This is a genomic window from Flavobacterium sp. LC2016-12 (genome assembly GCF_015351595.1).
GTDB lineage: Bacteria > Bacteroidota > Bacteroidia > Flavobacteriales > Flavobacteriaceae > Flavobacterium.
Genome location: NZ_JADKPT010000004.1, coordinates 299,393 through 315,606, shown reverse-complemented (window position 1 = coordinate 315,606; position 16,214 = coordinate 299,393). Strand labels below are relative to the sequence as shown.

Annotated in this window: 18 protein-coding genes; 10 read left to right on the top strand and 8 right to left on the bottom strand. The window is 33.2% G+C overall.

Annotated features, from left to right (window positions below):
- Positions 1 to 2: 2 nt before the first annotated feature.
- The 3 genes from IRZ99_RS09475 to IRZ99_RS09465 form a co-directional block, all read right to left on the bottom strand.
- On the bottom strand, positions 3 to 626 hold the full coding sequence (locus IRZ99_RS09475; RefSeq protein ID WP_194657045.1) for a hypothetical protein: 624 nt from the start codon (positions 624 to 626) through the stop codon (positions 3 to 5).
- A gap of 10 nt (positions 627 to 636) precedes the next feature.
- Positions 637 to 1,095: a DinB family protein gene (locus IRZ99_RS09470; protein WP_194657044.1), complete on the bottom strand. Its 459-nt coding sequence runs from the start codon at positions 1,093 to 1,095 to the stop codon at positions 637 to 639.
- 74 nt (positions 1,096 to 1,169) lie between these two features.
- Complete coding sequence (locus IRZ99_RS09465) at positions 1,170 to 1,898, bottom strand: carbon-nitrogen hydrolase family protein (RefSeq protein WP_194657043.1); 729 nt, start codon at positions 1,896 to 1,898, stop codon at positions 1,170 to 1,172.
- Between the two features lie 147 nt (positions 1,899 to 2,045).
- Here IRZ99_RS09465 and IRZ99_RS09460 point away from each other — a divergent pair, with 147 nt between their 5' ends.
- The 9 genes from IRZ99_RS09460 (at position 2,046) to IRZ99_RS09420 (ending at position 8,959) form a co-directional block, all read left to right on the top strand.
- Complete coding sequence (locus tag IRZ99_RS09460; protein ID WP_194657042.1) at positions 2,046 to 4,211, top strand: TonB-dependent receptor; 2,166 nt, start codon at positions 2,046 to 2,048, stop codon at positions 4,209 to 4,211.
- Between the two features lie 298 nt (positions 4,212 to 4,509).
- Positions 4,510 to 5,133, top strand: coding sequence for a hypothetical protein (locus IRZ99_RS09455; protein ID WP_194657041.1), 624 nt, complete (start codon positions 4,510 to 4,512; stop codon positions 5,131 to 5,133).
- Between the two features lie 21 nt (positions 5,134 to 5,154).
- Positions 5,155 to 6,513 (top strand): 2TM domain-containing protein, encoded by a 1,359-nt coding sequence (locus IRZ99_RS09450; protein WP_194657040.1) that lies wholly within the window; start codon positions 5,155 to 5,157, stop codon positions 6,511 to 6,513.
- 2 nt (positions 6,514 to 6,515) lie between these two features.
- Positions 6,516 to 6,818 (top strand): 2TM domain-containing protein, encoded by a 303-nt coding sequence (locus IRZ99_RS09445; RefSeq protein WP_194657039.1) that lies wholly within the window; start codon positions 6,516 to 6,518, stop codon positions 6,816 to 6,818.
- Positions 6,819 to 6,820: 2 nt separating this feature from the next.
- Positions 6,821 to 7,129, top strand: a complete 309-nt coding sequence (locus IRZ99_RS09440; protein WP_194657038.1) for a 2TM domain-containing protein — start codon at positions 6,821 to 6,823, stop codon at positions 7,127 to 7,129.
- A gap of 2 nt (positions 7,130 to 7,131) precedes the next feature.
- Positions 7,132 to 7,461 carry a 2TM domain-containing protein gene (locus IRZ99_RS09435; RefSeq protein ID WP_194657037.1) on the top strand — a complete coding sequence of 110 codons (330 nt, stop codon included), beginning with the start codon at positions 7,132 to 7,134 and terminating at the stop codon, positions 7,459 to 7,461.
- Positions 7,462 to 7,463: 2 nt separating this feature from the next.
- Positions 7,464 to 7,769 carry a 2TM domain-containing protein gene (locus tag IRZ99_RS09430; RefSeq protein WP_228519062.1) on the top strand — a complete coding sequence of 102 codons (306 nt, stop codon included), beginning with the start codon at positions 7,464 to 7,466 and terminating at the stop codon, positions 7,767 to 7,769.
- A gap of 18 nt (positions 7,770 to 7,787) precedes the next feature.
- Complete coding sequence (locus IRZ99_RS09425) at positions 7,788 to 8,156, top strand: 2TM domain-containing protein (RefSeq protein WP_194657035.1); 369 nt, start codon at positions 7,788 to 7,790, stop codon at positions 8,154 to 8,156.
- Between the two features lie 35 nt (positions 8,157 to 8,191).
- On the top strand, positions 8,192 to 8,959 hold the full coding sequence (locus IRZ99_RS09420; RefSeq protein ID WP_194657034.1) for a LytTR family DNA-binding domain-containing protein: 768 nt from the start codon (positions 8,192 to 8,194) through the stop codon (positions 8,957 to 8,959).
- Here the strand turns inward: IRZ99_RS09420 and IRZ99_RS09415 are convergent.
- The 3 genes from IRZ99_RS09415 to IRZ99_RS09405 all read right to left on the bottom strand — a co-directional run bounded on the left by IRZ99_RS09415 (position 8,940) and on the right by IRZ99_RS09405 (position 12,095).
- The gene (locus tag IRZ99_RS09415; RefSeq protein WP_194657033.1) at positions 8,940 to 9,965 is read right to left on the bottom strand and encodes a heme A synthase; all 1,026 of its coding nucleotides are present in this window, start codon (positions 9,963 to 9,965) and stop codon (positions 8,940 to 8,942) included. The genes IRZ99_RS09420 and IRZ99_RS09415 overlap by 20 nt on opposite strands.
- 326 nt (positions 9,966 to 10,291) lie before the next feature.
- Complete coding sequence (locus tag IRZ99_RS09410; protein ID WP_194657032.1) at positions 10,292 to 10,579, bottom strand: hypothetical protein; 288 nt, start codon at positions 10,577 to 10,579, stop codon at positions 10,292 to 10,294.
- 85 nt (positions 10,580 to 10,664) lie between these two features.
- Positions 10,665 to 12,095 carry an HD domain-containing protein gene (locus IRZ99_RS09405; protein ID WP_194657031.1) on the bottom strand — a complete coding sequence of 477 codons (1,431 nt, stop codon included), beginning with the start codon at positions 12,093 to 12,095 and terminating at the stop codon, positions 10,665 to 10,667.
- 426 nt (positions 12,096 to 12,521) lie between these two features.
- Between IRZ99_RS09405 and yaaA the strand changes: the two genes are divergently transcribed.
- Entirely contained in the window at positions 12,522 to 13,280 is a 759-nt protein-coding gene (gene yaaA, locus IRZ99_RS09400) for a peroxide stress protein YaaA (RefSeq protein WP_194657030.1), read from the top strand.
- 260 nt (positions 13,281 to 13,540) lie between these two features.
- Here the strand turns inward: yaaA and IRZ99_RS09395 are convergent, their stop codons facing one another.
- Positions 13,541 to 15,130, bottom strand: coding sequence for an MDR family MFS transporter (locus IRZ99_RS09395; RefSeq protein ID WP_194657029.1), 1,590 nt, complete (start codon positions 15,128 to 15,130; stop codon positions 13,541 to 13,543).
- A 4-nt stretch (positions 15,131 to 15,134) separates the two neighbouring features.
- Positions 15,135 to 16,214: an HlyD family secretion protein gene (locus IRZ99_RS09390; RefSeq protein WP_194657028.1), complete on the bottom strand. Its 1,080-nt coding sequence runs from the start codon at positions 16,212 to 16,214 to the stop codon at positions 15,135 to 15,137.

Here is a 16,214-nt window from a genome sequence, read left to right as displayed (position 1 = left end):
TATTATTTATTTAGCATTCTGTTTTTTGTCAATTCCAAATTCCTGATCGAGGCTACAGGTGCAATCTTGACTGTCGGATTTCCTTCTGATAAATAAAAGTAGTATGCAGTATTAGAACCAATTACATAAACATTTTCAGATTTATCATTCGTATAATTTAGCTTATAATTATAGTCAATTTTATTGTTTTTTATTTTTTGAGAAATATATCTGCCATCAGCAAATCCGTATCCAAGGAAAATGGATATTAGAAAAGCAGCAAGAAATTCTATTGCAACGTTGTTATAATAATCAATTCTTTCCTTTTCCGGAACTTCATTTTTAGTTTTCTCAGTTTTAGTAATCTTCGATCCAAAAACCTTATGTAGCCCTTTTTTATCTTCATTTTTTAGCAAGATCTGTGGAAGCTTAAACGAAAAAATAAATAAAAGCAATACGGTTACAAAGAATACAGGATGTGAAGTAATTGCGGCTACCGGACTTATTAAAATGTCCATGATAGATGAATACCTAACGATGTTTATTCCAATTTGATAATAAAATATGCTTTCTTTTGCTATTCCTAAAAGTATAAGAAAAAGATATCCTAAAGGAAGTAAATTTTGTACTTTATCAATGTTTTTCATATGGAATAGTTTAGACTAGCTTCTTTAAAATAACAATCTGTCCCAGATGATAAACATCATGCTGAATAATGCCATGAATATCTTCATAAAAGTTATGATTGTTATTTGGATCTATTTTATCAAAATCAGCATCATTAAAATCATTAAAAAAGGCGGTCCATAATTCTTGAGATTTTGCGAGACTTTGCAGAGATTGCTCCCAGGCAGCTTCAGATGAATCTATAATTGGTACAAAATAATTATGATCCGGAGTTGTAACAATTTCACCCTGGACCCTTCTCAAAATATTCCTTCTCCATTGTATAAGATGATTGACAATTTCCCAAATCGTATTCAGATTAGGATTTGCTTTTTTGTAAGCTTGCTCAGCAGTTACATTGCTTAAAGTGTCAGCCAAAGTGACTTCCAGCCACGGATTTCCATTATAAATGGATTGATATAAATTCGAAACTCTTTTACTTTCTGACATAGCTAATAGGGATTAATTGTGTTTTTTAATATGTTTTTTTAAGCTGATTTTCAGTTGTGTAAATCAAATTTTTGCTAGATAATCTGCTTTATTACTTCTTCAGTTGTTGTATTAAAAACAAGTATGCCTTCGTTTTTGTTGTCGAGTTGTTCTGCTAGTTTTCCTTCTTTTGTCCAAACAGAACTAAAACCAATACTTACAAAATTATCACATTCTCCAATACAATTTGACATTAAAACGGGCATGGAATATTTTTTTGCCATTTCCGGGTAGTGTATAAAGGCTTTTTCTACTCCATTTTTTGATTTGGCTACGCTGGCAACATAAATTTCACCTCCAAGATTACTTCCTTTTTCGGCATGTTCTATTTGTAAGCTTTCATAGCAAATTGCCGGGATAATTTTTTGGTTTTCAATTTTAATTATGATTTGTTCAGTACCATTTTCAAAATATGGAAATTCATCTTCATGAAGCCGTTGCTTTGAATAGGAGATTCTCTGTTGATTCGGTTGAAACACAATCATACTAATTTGTAGTCCACTTTTTGTTTTTGTTGGAATTCCAACTCCAATTGTTATCTTTTTTAGATTGCTAATTTCCTGAAAAGTGTCAAAACGATTATCATCTTTGTCAGTTGCCAGATCTTTGGCTAAATCAGGTTCATATCCTGTTAAGGAGAGTTCCGGAAAAAAAATAGAATTTGCATTTAATGAAGAAGCAAGTTCTACAAATTTAAGGTGTTTTTCTATGTTAGCTGAAATATCTCCCTTTGCAGGTTTTATTTGTGCGACTGCTATGTTCATTTACTGTTTTTTATTAAATAAGAAGAACCAATAGCTAAGATACAAATAAGTATTTTACAACTCATCCCCAAAATTCTACAATTGGGTTATTTAATATTTTTTAACAAGTATTGTTAAAATACATTTGCTTCATCAAAAACCAATACAATGAAAACCAAAATACTTTTTACAATTACCTTTTTATTTTTAACAGCATTCCTTTTTGCGCAAAACACCATTTCCGGAAAAGTGGTTGACCAAAAAGGAAAACCAGTTCCAGGCGCTAATATTTATATCGACGGAACTTACGACGGAGCGACAAGTTCTGAAACGGGTGAATTTTCTTTTGAAACTGCCGCCGCAGGAAATCAATCTATAATTGTTAGTTTTTTACTTTACGAAACATTCAAAACAGAAATTGATGTTACCAATTTTAAAAATCAAATCATAAAATTAAGAGAAAATGTAAATGCACTTGATGCCGTTGTTATTACGGCCGGAACTTTAGAATCTGGAGATAAAGCAAGAGTTTCGGTTTTAAAACCTTTAGACATTGTAACCACAGCAGGTTCTGCAGGAAACATTATTGCAGCTTTGCAAACTTTGCCAGGGACTCAGACAGTAGGTGAAGACGGGCGTTTGTTTGTACGCGGAGGAGAAGCCAGCGAAACACAAACATTTGTTGACGGAATTCGTGTAGCTCAACCATATGGAGCAACAACTAATAATTTACCAACCAGAGGAAGATTTTCTCCTTTTTTATTCAGCGGAATTGCTTTCTCGACCGGAGGTTATTCGGCTGAATATGGCGAGGCTTTATCGAGTGTTTTATTATTGAATACACAAGACGAGCCAGATATGAATAAAACCGACATCGCTTTGATGACCGTTGGTTTGGGTTTGGGAAATACTCAAAAATGGGAAAAAAGTTCGTTGAGCGTAAACACTGCATATATCAATTTAGCACCTTATCAGGCAGTAGTTCCGCAAAATGTTGATTGGAATAATCCGTACCAATCTTTGTCTGGAGAAACGGTTTATCGTTACCATTTTACTAATGGAATTTTCAAATTATACGCTGCTTTCGATTCGGAGAAATTTGATTTAAATCAGAAAAATGTAAACTTTGAAGATAAAATCAGAACCGATTTAAACAACAATAATTTCTACCTGAATGCTTCTTACAAAGGAACTTTTGGAACAGGATGGCAATTAACGTCAGGAATCAGCTACGGCTACAACAACAATAAAGTAAAATATGATATTAATGATGTTGACAGCAATGAAAATGCAGCACAATTGAAATTGAAACTAAGGAAAAATGTTTCAGATCATTTTAAATTGTCTTTTGGAGCCGATTATTTCATTACCAAATTCAATGAAAATTTCGACGATAATGCTTCTATTCAGGTTGCAAACGGTTACAATTCGAACATCGCCGCTTTTTACACCGAAGGAGATATTTTATTTTCTAAAAATTTAGCAGCAAAAGTAGGTTTCAGGCTTTCAAATAATAGTTTGTTAAATGAAACCAATATTGCACCAAGAGCTTCTATAGCTTATAAAGTTTCAAAAAGCAGTCAGTTTTCTTTCGCTTACGGAGATTTTACTCAAACGCCTGTTGTTGATTATATTAAATATTCGAAATACCATCAATTTGAAAGTGAAAAAGCAAGACATTATATCTTAAATTATCAATTTACAAAACCAGGACAAACTTTTAGAGCCGAAGCTTATTATAAAGATTACAGTAATTTAGTTCAGTACGATACTAGAGATATTGCATACAATTCGGTTTTCAATAATAACGGTTCAGGATACGCGAAAGGATTAGATTTATTTTGGAGAGACAGCAATTTGTATAAAAACTTAGAATATTGGATTTCGTATTCTTACATCGATTCTGAAAGAGAGTACAAAAACTTTCCAACAATGGCGACACCAAGTTTTATTGCCAATCACAGTTTATCAATTGTAACCAAATATTTTATCACCGATTGGAAATCGCAAATTGGTTTTACGAACAGTTACAGTTCAGGACGTCCATATAATGATCCAAACCAAACACAATTTATGAATGGAAAAACAAAATCATATAACAGTTTGAGTTTTAACTGGGCGTATTTATTGACAACACAAAAAATCCTGTATTTCTCGGTTTCAAATGTATTAGGAAGCCAAAACGTATTCGGATATGATTACGCTAAACTGCCAGACGCAAACGGGGTATATCAGAGACAAGCCGTTGTGCCAACTGCAGATCGTTTTTTCTTCGTAGGTTTCTTTTGGACGATTAGCAAGAACAAAAATGAGAATCAGTTGAAGAATCTTTAGAGGAAGGTACAAAGTGGCAAAGGTTCAAAGGAACAAAGGTTTTCTTTAAGATTTCAAAACCTCCAAATTTCGTAGAATTTTAGTAAAAAACCTTTGTCGCTTTGTAACTCTGAACCTTTGTCCCTCAAAAAAGAAACAATTCAGTCACCAAATTCAACAACTCAGTATCATTTAATTTTTAAACAGTACAAACCGATATACTTTTGAAGTATAAATTATAAGAAGGGTTTCAATCGTCAATCATTAAACCTGAAACCTGAAACTTGAAACAAATAAAAACAATTTAAAACTAAGAGTCATGACCAAAATTATTACAATTACCACTTTATTTATTTGCAGTTTATTATCTGCACAAACACAATTTGAACAAGGAATGGGAAAAGCTTTTGGGCTTTGGAAAGAAGGGAAAAATGCAGAAGCTTCGGCAATGTTTGAAAGAATCGCTGCGGCAGAAAAAACAAGTTATTTGCCAAATTATTATGTAGCTTTAATCAACACTACATCGGCTTTTAATGAGAAAGATAAAACAAAAATCGATTTATTATTGACAAAAGCACAAGACGCCTTAGATGTAGAATTCATTAAGGATCAGAATAATGCAGAATTATATGCGATGCAGGCTTTGATTTATACGGCTTGGGTAGTTGCAGATCCGATGACAAACGGAATGAAATATTCAGCTAAAGTAATGGAAGCTTACACGAAAGGAAAAGCAATAGACCCGAACAACCCAAGAATCGTTTTTGGTGAGGCAGATTATCAAATAGGAGGAGCAAAATGGTCAGGTGTTGATACAAAACCGCTTTGCGCACAAGTTGATAAAGCTATCGAACTTTTTGCTACTTTTAAACCAGAAACGCCTTTTTCGCCAAAATGGGGATTGGAAAGAGCTTTGGAAACACAGAAAAATTGTAAAAAATAAAACTAATTCAAGCAGAATATAATGAAAGAACATCGAAATACATTTTCAAATTTAAAAAGTGGAACTATCGTCTGTTTAAGGATTTCTATGGTTTTTACAGTAATATTCTCAGCCTTTTTAGGCGCTGATCTTACGGTTGAAAATGTATTAATAACGTTCTTTTTGAGCTGCCTTTATTCTTTCGGACTAGGTTTCGGAAATGGTTTTATTAATGTTCTTTTAGACAAAAAATGGGATTGGCTGGAGCAAACAAATCTAAGAGTGTATTTCGGAATTTTATTTACCGTTTTATACACAGTTCCAGCTGTTTTAGCAGTTAATTATATTGTCTTTGTAGTAATACAAGATATGCCGGTTACGAATTTTTTTAGTGAAAGAATGATTTGGGTGAATCTTTTTTATATCATTTTATCTCTTGGAGTCTCGACCTTTATGCAGGCAAGGAGTTTTATGGTAAAATGGAAACAAGCCTCAAAATTTGAGATAACACAGCAAAAGATTATCGCTGGGACGGCAAATGCGAAATTCGAAAGTTTAAAAAATCAAATTGATCCTCATTTTCTTTTTAACAGCCTAAATGTATTAAGTTCTTTGATTGAAGAAAATCCGGATAATGCACAGCGATTCACCACTTCTTTATCTAAGATTTATCGCTATGTTTTGGAGCAAAAAGACAAGGAATTGGTTTCAGTAGAAGATGAATTGTCGTTTGCCAAAACCTATATGAACCTGTTGAAAATGCGTTTCGAAAACAGTTTGTTTTACGAATTGCCAACGACAGCAATTAATCCGGAAGCAAGAGTGGTTCCTTTGTCTTTACAGCTTTTACTCGAAAACACAGTAAAGCATAATGTGGTAAGTGAACAGAAACCATTGCATATTCGAATTTTTATTGACGGAGATTATTTGGCAATTCAAAATGATTTTCAGAAAAAAGAAGTTTTACAAGACAGACAAGGAGTTGGATTGCAAAATATCGTAAATCGATATGGGATTATAACCAACAGAAAAGTATTGATTGAACAAAATGAAGAAACATTCACCGTTAAGATTCCGATTTTAACGAAACAAATAACAGTTATGGAAACAAGTGCAGACTATAGCGATGAAAATAAGGCTTATTTCAGAGCTAAAAAAAGAGTAGAGGAGTTAAAAGGGTTTTATGGAAATGTAATTTCATATTGTTGTGTTATTCCATTTTTAGTTTTTATAAATTTGAGGTATTCTCCTGGATTTCAGTGGTTTTGGTTTTCGGCTTTAGGCTGGGGATTTGGAGTTGTAATGCACGCTTTTAAAGTTTTCGGTTACAGTTCAGATTGGGAAGAACGAAAAATCAGAGAGATTCTCGAAAAAGAAAACAATAAGCAAACCTGGAAATAATTATGGAAACAAATTATGCTGAAGCAGAACGTTATTATCAGGCTCAAAAAAGAGTAAAGGAAATTAAGGATTTTTATGCTCACTTGACTGTCTACTTTCTTTGTAACCCGATTGTTATAGCTGTAAATCTTTTGACTTCTCCTGGCTATTTATATTTTTGGTATTCTTTGCTTGGCTGGGGATTTGTAATTGTCATGCATGGATTGACAGCCTTTAGAGTTTCACCTATTTTTAATAAAGACTGGGAAGAACGAAAAATTCGCGAGATTATGGAAAAAGAAAAGAAAACGCAAAATTGGGAATAGTTATGGAACCAGATTATAATGAAGAAAGACGCTATCATCAGGCTCGAAAAAAGGTGAAAGAGATAAAAGATTTCTATCAGCATTTGGCAGTTTTCATTCTTGTAACTATAATGTTACTTGTTATAAATCTAATGACTTCGCCAGAATATTTATGGTTTATTTGGTGCATACTTGGATGGGGTGTAGGAGTCCTATTTCACGGATTGAAAGCTTTTGGAGTTTCACCATTTTTTAATAAAGAATGGGAAGAACGAAAAATTAGAGAATTTATAGAAAGGGAAAAAGAAAGTAAAAAACAAACCTGGAAATAGTCATGGAAACGAATTGTAATTATAATCAGGAAAAATTTAAATTTGAAGCGATTTTTAGTAAAAAGATAGTCAAACTAAGATCCTTTTATTTACATGCATTTATTTATGCTATTGGATTAATTATTTATGTTTTAAAAGAGTTTTATGGTATATCTCTAAATTTCTTTCCGATGATATATTTGAACAGTGTTGTAATGATTATTTGGACCAGTGTATTTTTAGTGTCTGCAATTGACTTATTTGCGTATTATAAAATCTTTGGAGAAGAATGGGAAGAACGCAAATTGAAAAATATTTTAGATAAACGAACAAAAACACAAAAATGGGAGTAATTATGGAAGTAAATTTTAATGACGAGGATAAATATTATTTGGCTAAAAAGAAAGTCGAGAATATAAAAGGATTTTATGGTAATTTAACTTCTTTTATTATTGTTAACATAGTTTTGATTTTTATCAATTTATATACAACACCAGATCATTTATGGTTTTACTGGCCTTTAATGTGGTGGGGAGTAGGGGTCGTTTTTCATGGTTTGAAAGTTTTCGAAGTATTTCCGGTATTAGGAAAAGGCTGGGAAGAAAGAAAGATCAAAGAGATCATGGATAAAGAAAAAGAGAATCAAAGCAAGTGGCAATAATTTAAAATTAAAAAAAAAATGGGACGTTTTAGAACACGCATGTACGAAGAATACGCACAGGAATTTAAGAATGACGAAAGTTTTGAAAGGGCATACAAAAAAGTAAAAAAAATAAAAGGCTTTTACTCGCACCTGAAGGTTTACATTATTATTAATATTTTAATCATTATTTCGAATTTGGATGGAGATTTTTTTGGATGGAACCTTCAGGAAAATGGTTTATTAGATTGGCATACTTATTCGACAGCATTTTACTGGGGTATTGCTTTAGTGATCCATGCTTTTACAGTATTTGGACCGGATATTTTTTTCAATGGGGATTGGGAGCAAAAGAAAATTCAGGAATATATGGATAAGGAAGCTTCAAATACCAATAAATGGGAGTAATTTTAAACTATTTTTTAAATTTTTCAGTTTAGTACATGACCACATTAATTATAGAAGACGAAAAACCGGCAGCAAGATTATTGCAGCGAAAGCTTGAGAAACTGGAAATTGCCGTAGAAACCATGTTGCACTCTGTGGAGGAATCTGTAGAGTGGTTTACCAATAATGAACATCCTGATTTAATATTCCTGGATATTCAATTATCTGACGGTTTGTCGTTTGAAATTTTTGAAAAAATAGATATTAAAAGTGCTATTATTTTTACAACAGCGTATGATGAATATGCTTTAAAAGCGTTTAAGCTGAACAGTATAGACTATCTTTTAAAGCCAATTGACGAAGATGATTTGGAAGTGGCAGTTACTAAATTTAAAACGCGTTTACCAAAATCAAATTCAGAAAATCAAAATCTTCAACTTGACTTTGAACAAATACGAAGAATGCTTTCAAATCCTTTTGAAAAGAATTTTAAAAAGCGATTCACAGTTAAAATTGGACAACACTTAAAAGTAATAACTACTGAAGAAATTGAATGTTTCTTTAGTGAAAATAAAGGAACTTACATTCATACTTTCGATAATCGAAACTATTTAATCGATTCGACTTTAGAAATTCTGGAGCAGGAATTAGACATGAAGGATTTCTTCCGCGTTAGCAGAAAATTCATAGTGCCGCTTCAGGCTATAAAAGAAATTCAGGTGTACACCAATTCTCGCCTAAAAGTAATTTTACCTTCATACAAAGAAGATGAGGTAATTGTAAGTCGTGAAAAAGTTCAGGATTTTAAGAGTTGGCTGGGGTAGGTTTCTTAGCTTCCAAAATCATATAAAACTGAATTCCGAATAGGATAGAAGCTAATACCAAATGTATCGCCTGGCTTCCTATTGGGAAATCAAGATATGCCATTGCCATTCCGGTGAGAATTTCAACTCCAATTATTGCAATTACCCAGTTTATTTTTGAATACCCCAAGCCAAATTTGGTGTTTTTAATGTATAAATAAACATTTACTAATAACACTAAAATAGAAAAAGAGCGGTGAACATAAAAAGTAACTGATGGATTTTGTAACCATAGAATACTTGCAGTCAAACCATTTTTAACTTGCTCGTCTACAAACTGACGCACTTGTGTTCCAATGGCTACCTGAATTAAAGTCAATAGAAGCGAAAACAAAAGCACGTTTCTAAAAGTAGAATTGTATTTTACAGTAGCTAATTTTGGTCTTGCCAATTGAATGATGTATAAAATTACGGCAACAATTACCAAAGCCATAACCATGTGAACTGTTATTTTTATTGGGTTTAATACAGAGTAAACCACTTTTGCGCCCAACCAGGCCTGAAAGCCCATCATAAATACTACCAACCAGGAAAGTAAAGTGATTTTTTTATTTTGTTTCCAAAATCTGAAAGAAGCGATAGCCATAAAAAAACAAGCCATTCCTGCCAAAGCACCACAAAGTCTGTTGATGTATTCAATCCAGGTATGCAACGGATTAAAAAGCGCGTAATCGTGTTTGGTATATTTTTCCCAATGTGAAGGATCAAAAGAAGTTTCAGTAGTAAAATTATCTTTTGCAACCAAAAGACTTTCATCTTTAATAATTACCTGTCCTTTTTCAAATGCACGGTTCGGCTCCCAGGTCAATTCTTTTAAATCTGTTGGTGGAATGTAATATCCAAAACATTTCGGCCAATCCGGACAACCCATTCCAGATCCTGTCATACGAACTAAAGCTCCTGCGACAATTACTAAATAAACTAAAACTAATGCTGTTTTTGCGATTGTAGGGAAATGTTTTTTCATTCTTTTTTTAGTGACTAAGATTCTGAGATGCTAAGTTTTTTAATTTTATTTAAATGGAAAATTATCAGGACGTTGCCTAGTATCCCAGATGTCCAGAACGATAATTTCGGTTGGCGTTATTTTATAAGTTAATTCAAAATGACTAATAATTATGAATTTTATATCTGAGTTATTTATGGAATTACCAAATTCAGGAAGCCTTAAAACAATTTTTAAATTTTCATTAAAAAGGACATTCAATTTATTGCTATATATTTTTGATTTATTTCGAAAATTCCAATAATCAAAAATACTCTTCCTTGAATTTTGAGCAGTAATTGACCAAATTAATCTTCTAACCATGCCTGTATTTCTCGTTGAGCTTCTTCATCAGAAATACATTCGCCATTTTCGTATTCTCTTAATGCCTGATCTATTTTTCTTTGTTCTTCGGGAGTAAAAATCCGTATATTTTTTTCATACTTTAAAGCTGGTTCATTGACTTCAGCTAAGCTTTCTTCTGATACGGCATAATTATTCTCTTCTAATAAAGATTTTATTCTTAACAATAAATCGATATCAGTTGTTTCTATTATTTTTTCTAATAAATAGAGTTTTAATTCGGATGCTGTCATGACTTATATTTTTTACAAAATTAAGTAAATTTTCCTACAATTTTAAAGTAAAGTTTTAAACCGTTGTTGCTTCGTGCCTTTGTTACTATGTACCTTTTTTTAAACCCATTTTTTCAGCTTTTTTGATTATAAAATCATAAGCAGCCTGATATTCATTCGGGATATCACCTTCTAAAATTGCTTCTTTTACAGCTTCTTTTAAAACTCCAATTTCACGGGAAGGTTTCAAGTTGAAGATTTCCATGATTTCTTCACCAGAAATTGGTGGCTGAAAATTACGAACGTGATCGCGTTCTTCAACTTCAACAATTTTCTTGCGAACAATATCAAAGTTTTTATGGTACTTCTTGAACTTTGCCGGATTTTTAGTTGTAATATCCGCTTCGCACAAAGTCATTAAATCTTCCACATCTTCACCAGCATCAAAAACCAAACGGCGAACAGCGCTGTCTGTTACAATATCTTGTGCCAAAACAATAGGACGCGAACTCATAATCACCATTTTTTGCACAAACTTCATTTTATGGTTCAATGGCATGTGCAAACGTTCAAAAATTTTCTTAGCCATTTTTCCTCCTAAGAATTCATGACCGTGAAAAGTCCAGCCTTGTTTTTTAGTGAAACGTTTTGTCGGTGCTTTTCCAATATCGTGTAACAAAGCCGACCAACGCAACCAAACATCATCTGTGTTTGGACAAATATTATCGACAACTTCTAAGGTGTGGTAAAAGTTGTTTTTATGGGTATGACCTTCAATTTCTTCTACCTGATTTAAAGCTGTTAATTCAGGAAGAATAATATCTAAAAGTCCAGTTTGGTACAAAAGTAAAAATCCGATCGAAGGTTTATCTGTCGAAAGAATTTTGTTCAATTCATCGACAATTCTTTCTCCGGAAATGATTTTAATTCTCTCCGCGTTTTTAGTAATCGCATCAAGAGAATTTTTCTCAATCTCAAAACCTAACTGATTCGCAAAACGAATGGCACGAAGCATTCTCAACGGATCATCAGAATAGGTAATGTCCGGATCTAAAGGTGTTTTAATTGTTTTATTCTCCAAATCAGCCAACCCATTAAAAGGATCAGAAAGATCTCCGAATGTTTTTTCGTTTAATGATAGAGCCAAAGCATTGATTGTAAAATCACGACGATTTTGATCATCTTCTAAAGTACCATTTTCAACAATCGGGTTTCGGCTGTCAAAATTATAAGATTCTTTTCGTGCACCAACAAATTCTATATCAGTATCTTCAAAACGAAGCATTGCAGTTCCGTATGTTTTGAAAACCTGTACTTTTGGTTTTTTTGGAAGCAATTCAGAAACTTTCAAAGCCAATTCTATTCCGCTTCCAACGGCAACAACATCAATGTCTTTTTTAGAACCTCGGTTTAAAAGCAAATCACGTACAAAACCACCAATAACGTAACTGTCCACGTTTAGTTCCTGAGAAGCCTGCGAAATAATTCCGAAGATTTTATGTTGTAAAGCTGTTTTATAATTTGTTTGTATAGCCACGAATTCACGGATTTTAAATAATACGTTTCTTTTCTTGAAGAGGAATGAAACGTGTGCAAATTTACAACATAGAAAATGCCTTTTATAATCTAATGTGTACTTTTTTGAAGAAATTAATAGTTTCGATTATCTTTTTTTGCCAAAATAGCATTTATGCGATTTAAAGCTCCAGAGGAGCAGAATGTTTATAGCTAAATTTATTACGTTTTGATTAAAGCTCCATTGGAGCGATATAAAAATTACAGAACGTTTATTATTTCACCCTCTGGGGTTTTGAAGTGCTGTAGATTTTCTTTTCTATAAACATTTTGTCCCGCTGGGACTTGTTACGATATTTCGCTTTTATACAGCTATCAAACAAATCAATTCTGATACCTCATTTTTAAAAATTCAATTTGTATTTTTGAATCATAGAAAAACGTACAAATGAAAATTGTTATATCGCCAGCGAAGTCACTGAATTTCGAAAAAGAATTACCAACTACTCAATATACTGAACCGTCTTTTTTAAAAGAAGCACGCCAGGTTCATAAAATTTTAAAAACTAAAAAACCAGCCGAATTATCTGAATTAATGTCAATTTCAGATAAATTATCCGACTTAAACTGGGAGCGTAATCAAAAATGGAAAACACCTTTTTCTCCAGAAAATGCACGTCCTGCCGTCTATACTTTTGATGGCGATGTTTATACAGGATTGGATGCTTATACAATTCCGTTAGAAAAATTAGAAGTCTTACAAGATAAACTTAGAATTCTTTCTGGACTTTACGGAGTTTTGAAACCATTAGATTTAATGCAGGCGTACCGTTTAGAAATGGGAACAAAAATGCCAATTGGGGAATATAAAAACTTACACGAATTTTGGAAACCAGCCGTTACAAAAGCTTTGAATAAAGAATTGAAAAAAGGGGAATTATTCGTGAATTTAGCCAGTAACGAATATTTTTCTGCCGTTGATGTAAAAGCCCTAAAAGTTCCCGTAATCACTCCGGATTTTAAAGATTACAAGGACGGAAAACTAAAAATGATCAGTTTTTTTGCGAAAAAGGCGAGAGGTATGATGGTGCGCTATATAATCGATACTAATGCCGAAACTATTGATGATTTAAAAGGTTTCAATTATGAAGGATATCAATTTGATGCGAATCTATCTAAGGGAAATCATTTGGTTTTTACGAGATAATTTTTAAGATGCGAAGGTTCTAAGTTGCTAAGATACTAAGATTTTTGACTGAGAGTCGTAGACTCTATCCATATTGTAGGCAGGGATTTCAATTCCTGTAATCTTGATATCCATATTGTAGGCAGGTCCTGAGGCTTCGGGATCAATCCCTGTAATCTATACCAGAAGATTAATTCAAAAAAAAATAAAAAAGCCGGGTTAAATGAATTACCCGGCTTTTTCGTATTATAATTTATAAATCAATTATTATATTAACGCTATTAATGCATTGCATCAGCAGGATTAATCTTGTTTTTACCTCTTTTGATAAAAAGGATAATTGGAATACAACATAAGAACATGATTCCTAAATACATGAAAATGTCTATGTACGACATTACAGTACTTTGTTTCATGATTGAATAATCTATTGCCTGATAGGCTTTTTTAAGGGCAACATCGGCACTATATCCTTTTGCCATAAATGCATGCTGCATTCCTAAAATACGCTGTTGTACATCGTATTTTGCAGGATCCAAATTCGTTAACAAATTAACTCTGTGTTCCTGACTTAAACGGGTAATAAAAGTGGTAATAATCGCGATACCAAATGAACCTCCCAATTGTCTCATCATTCCTGTAAAAGCGGCACCTTCCCCAATATGTTTTCCTTTTAAAGTGGAAAGCGAAAGTGTAGTAATTGGCACGAAAAGCAATCCTAAGCCAATTCCTCTTAAAATCAAAGGCCAATACATATGTTCTACACCGGTATCAGGTGTCATACGAGTTTGCATCATAAAAGTAAAGAAGAAGAAAACTAAAAATCCAACTCCTACCATATAACCTTGCGGAACTCCTTTCTGGATCATGTTTCCAACAAATGGCATCATGATCGCTGTCGTGATTGAACCTGGAATCAATAATAATCCGGCGTCAGTTGCGGTCCATCCTAAAATTGACTGCGTGTAAATCGGAATAATTAAAGTCGATCCGTATAATCCGAAACCTAGAATAAAACACATTACAGTTCCAATTCTTAAGTTACCATCTTTTAAAACACTTAAGTTTACAATTGGATGTTTATAGGTTAGCTCTCTCCAAATGAAAAGCACTAATCCAAGAACCGTAACAACACTTAAAGTTACAATAAGAGAATCATTAAACCAGTCGTCTTGTTGACCATGCTCTAAAACGAATTGTAAGGATCCGATAAAAGCGGATAACAATATAATTCCCCACCAGTCAACCTGATTTGCTTTCAATTTTTCTCCATATTTTGGACTTCTAACAAAAGTTAATGCCAAAATAGTTGCAATAATTCCTAGTGGAATATTGATGTAAAAGATATAAGGCCAGGAATAATTATCTACTAAATAACCTCCTAAAGGTGGTCCCAAAGTTGGTCCTACAATTACACCCATTCCGTAAATAGCTTGCGCCATACCACGTTTTGCAATGGGGTAACTTTCAGTAATAATGGTCTGGGCTGTTACCAGAAGGGCACCTCCACCCATTCCCTGAACAAACCTAAAAGCCACCAATTCCCAAATATTCGTTGCATTACCGCATAAAAAGGAACAGACCGTAAAGATTATGATAGAAGCCACAAAATAATTACGTCTTCCAAATTGCTGCGATAGCCAGCTCGTCATCGGAATTACAATAACATTCGCAATAGCGTATGCTGTAATTACCCACGCCACATCCGTCAAGGTAGCACCAAGACTTCCGCGCATGTCTGTAAGAGCTACGTTTACAATCGTAGTATCTACAATTTCCAGCAAAGCACAAAGTACTGCTGTAATTGTAATAATAACTCGTCTGTAACCGTATTCTACTAAATCGTCGTCTGCTTGTACTGCTGTTGCCATTTATTTATTTTAAATGTACGTCTACATCAACATTCATTCCTGGTCTCAATAATTTTACTTTCTCAGGGTCATTCGATGGATCTAAACTAATTTTTACCGGTAATCTCTGGATTGTTTTTACGAAGTTTCCTGTAGCGTTATCAGGAGGTAATAATGAAAAACGAGATCCTGTAGCAGGAGAGAATGAAGTTACAATTCCTTTAAACTCATAGTTTGGATAAGCATCTACTTTTAAGCTTACTTTTTGTCCCACGATCATTTTGTTTAATTGTGTTTCTTTAAAGTTAGCTACAACCCAAGCCTCATTGTTATTGATGATGTAAAATAAAGATTGTCCTGGCTGAACCAATTGTCCTGGCTGAATATCAACTTTAGAAACCTGACCATCAATTGCAGCTGTTACAACTGTGTAAGTAAGATTTAAGTGAGCAACATCCAACATTGTTTTAGCTCTTTTAATGTTTGCTGCAGCAACTTCTGTTTGTTTGTCAGAAGCTTTAGATTTAGATTCAATTACCGATTTTTGGTAAGAACTAGCTCTTTGTTGTTGCTCCAAAACACGAACTTGATTCTCAGCTTCTTCTTTTGCAGTCAAAGCTTGCTCATATTGTTGTTTTGTGATAGTATGTGTTTTGTACAAATTATTGTAACGGTTGTAATCGTTTGTAATTTGTCTCAATCTAATTTTAGCACTTTCAATTGAACCACTTGCAGATCTCATTTGAGCATCAGAAACTGAAATACTTGCATTTGCACTTCCGATATCTGCTTTTGCAGCTTCGTATTGACCTTCAGCACCTAACAAAGCAGCATTTGCTTCATCAATCTTCAATTGATAATCTCTTTTATCGATAGTAAATAAAGTATCTCCTTTTTTTACAAAGTCGTTATCTTTTACATACACTTTACTAATATATCCAGATACTCTCGGAATAATTGGATTCATTTTTTTCTCAATCTGAGCATCATCCGTTTCTTCGTGAGCCTGTCCGTGTAAGTATTTTGATATTCCGTAAGTTCCTCCTAATAAAACCAAAACGGTTAGTATAATGATGAATTTAGTATTTGTTTTTTTCTTTTCCAT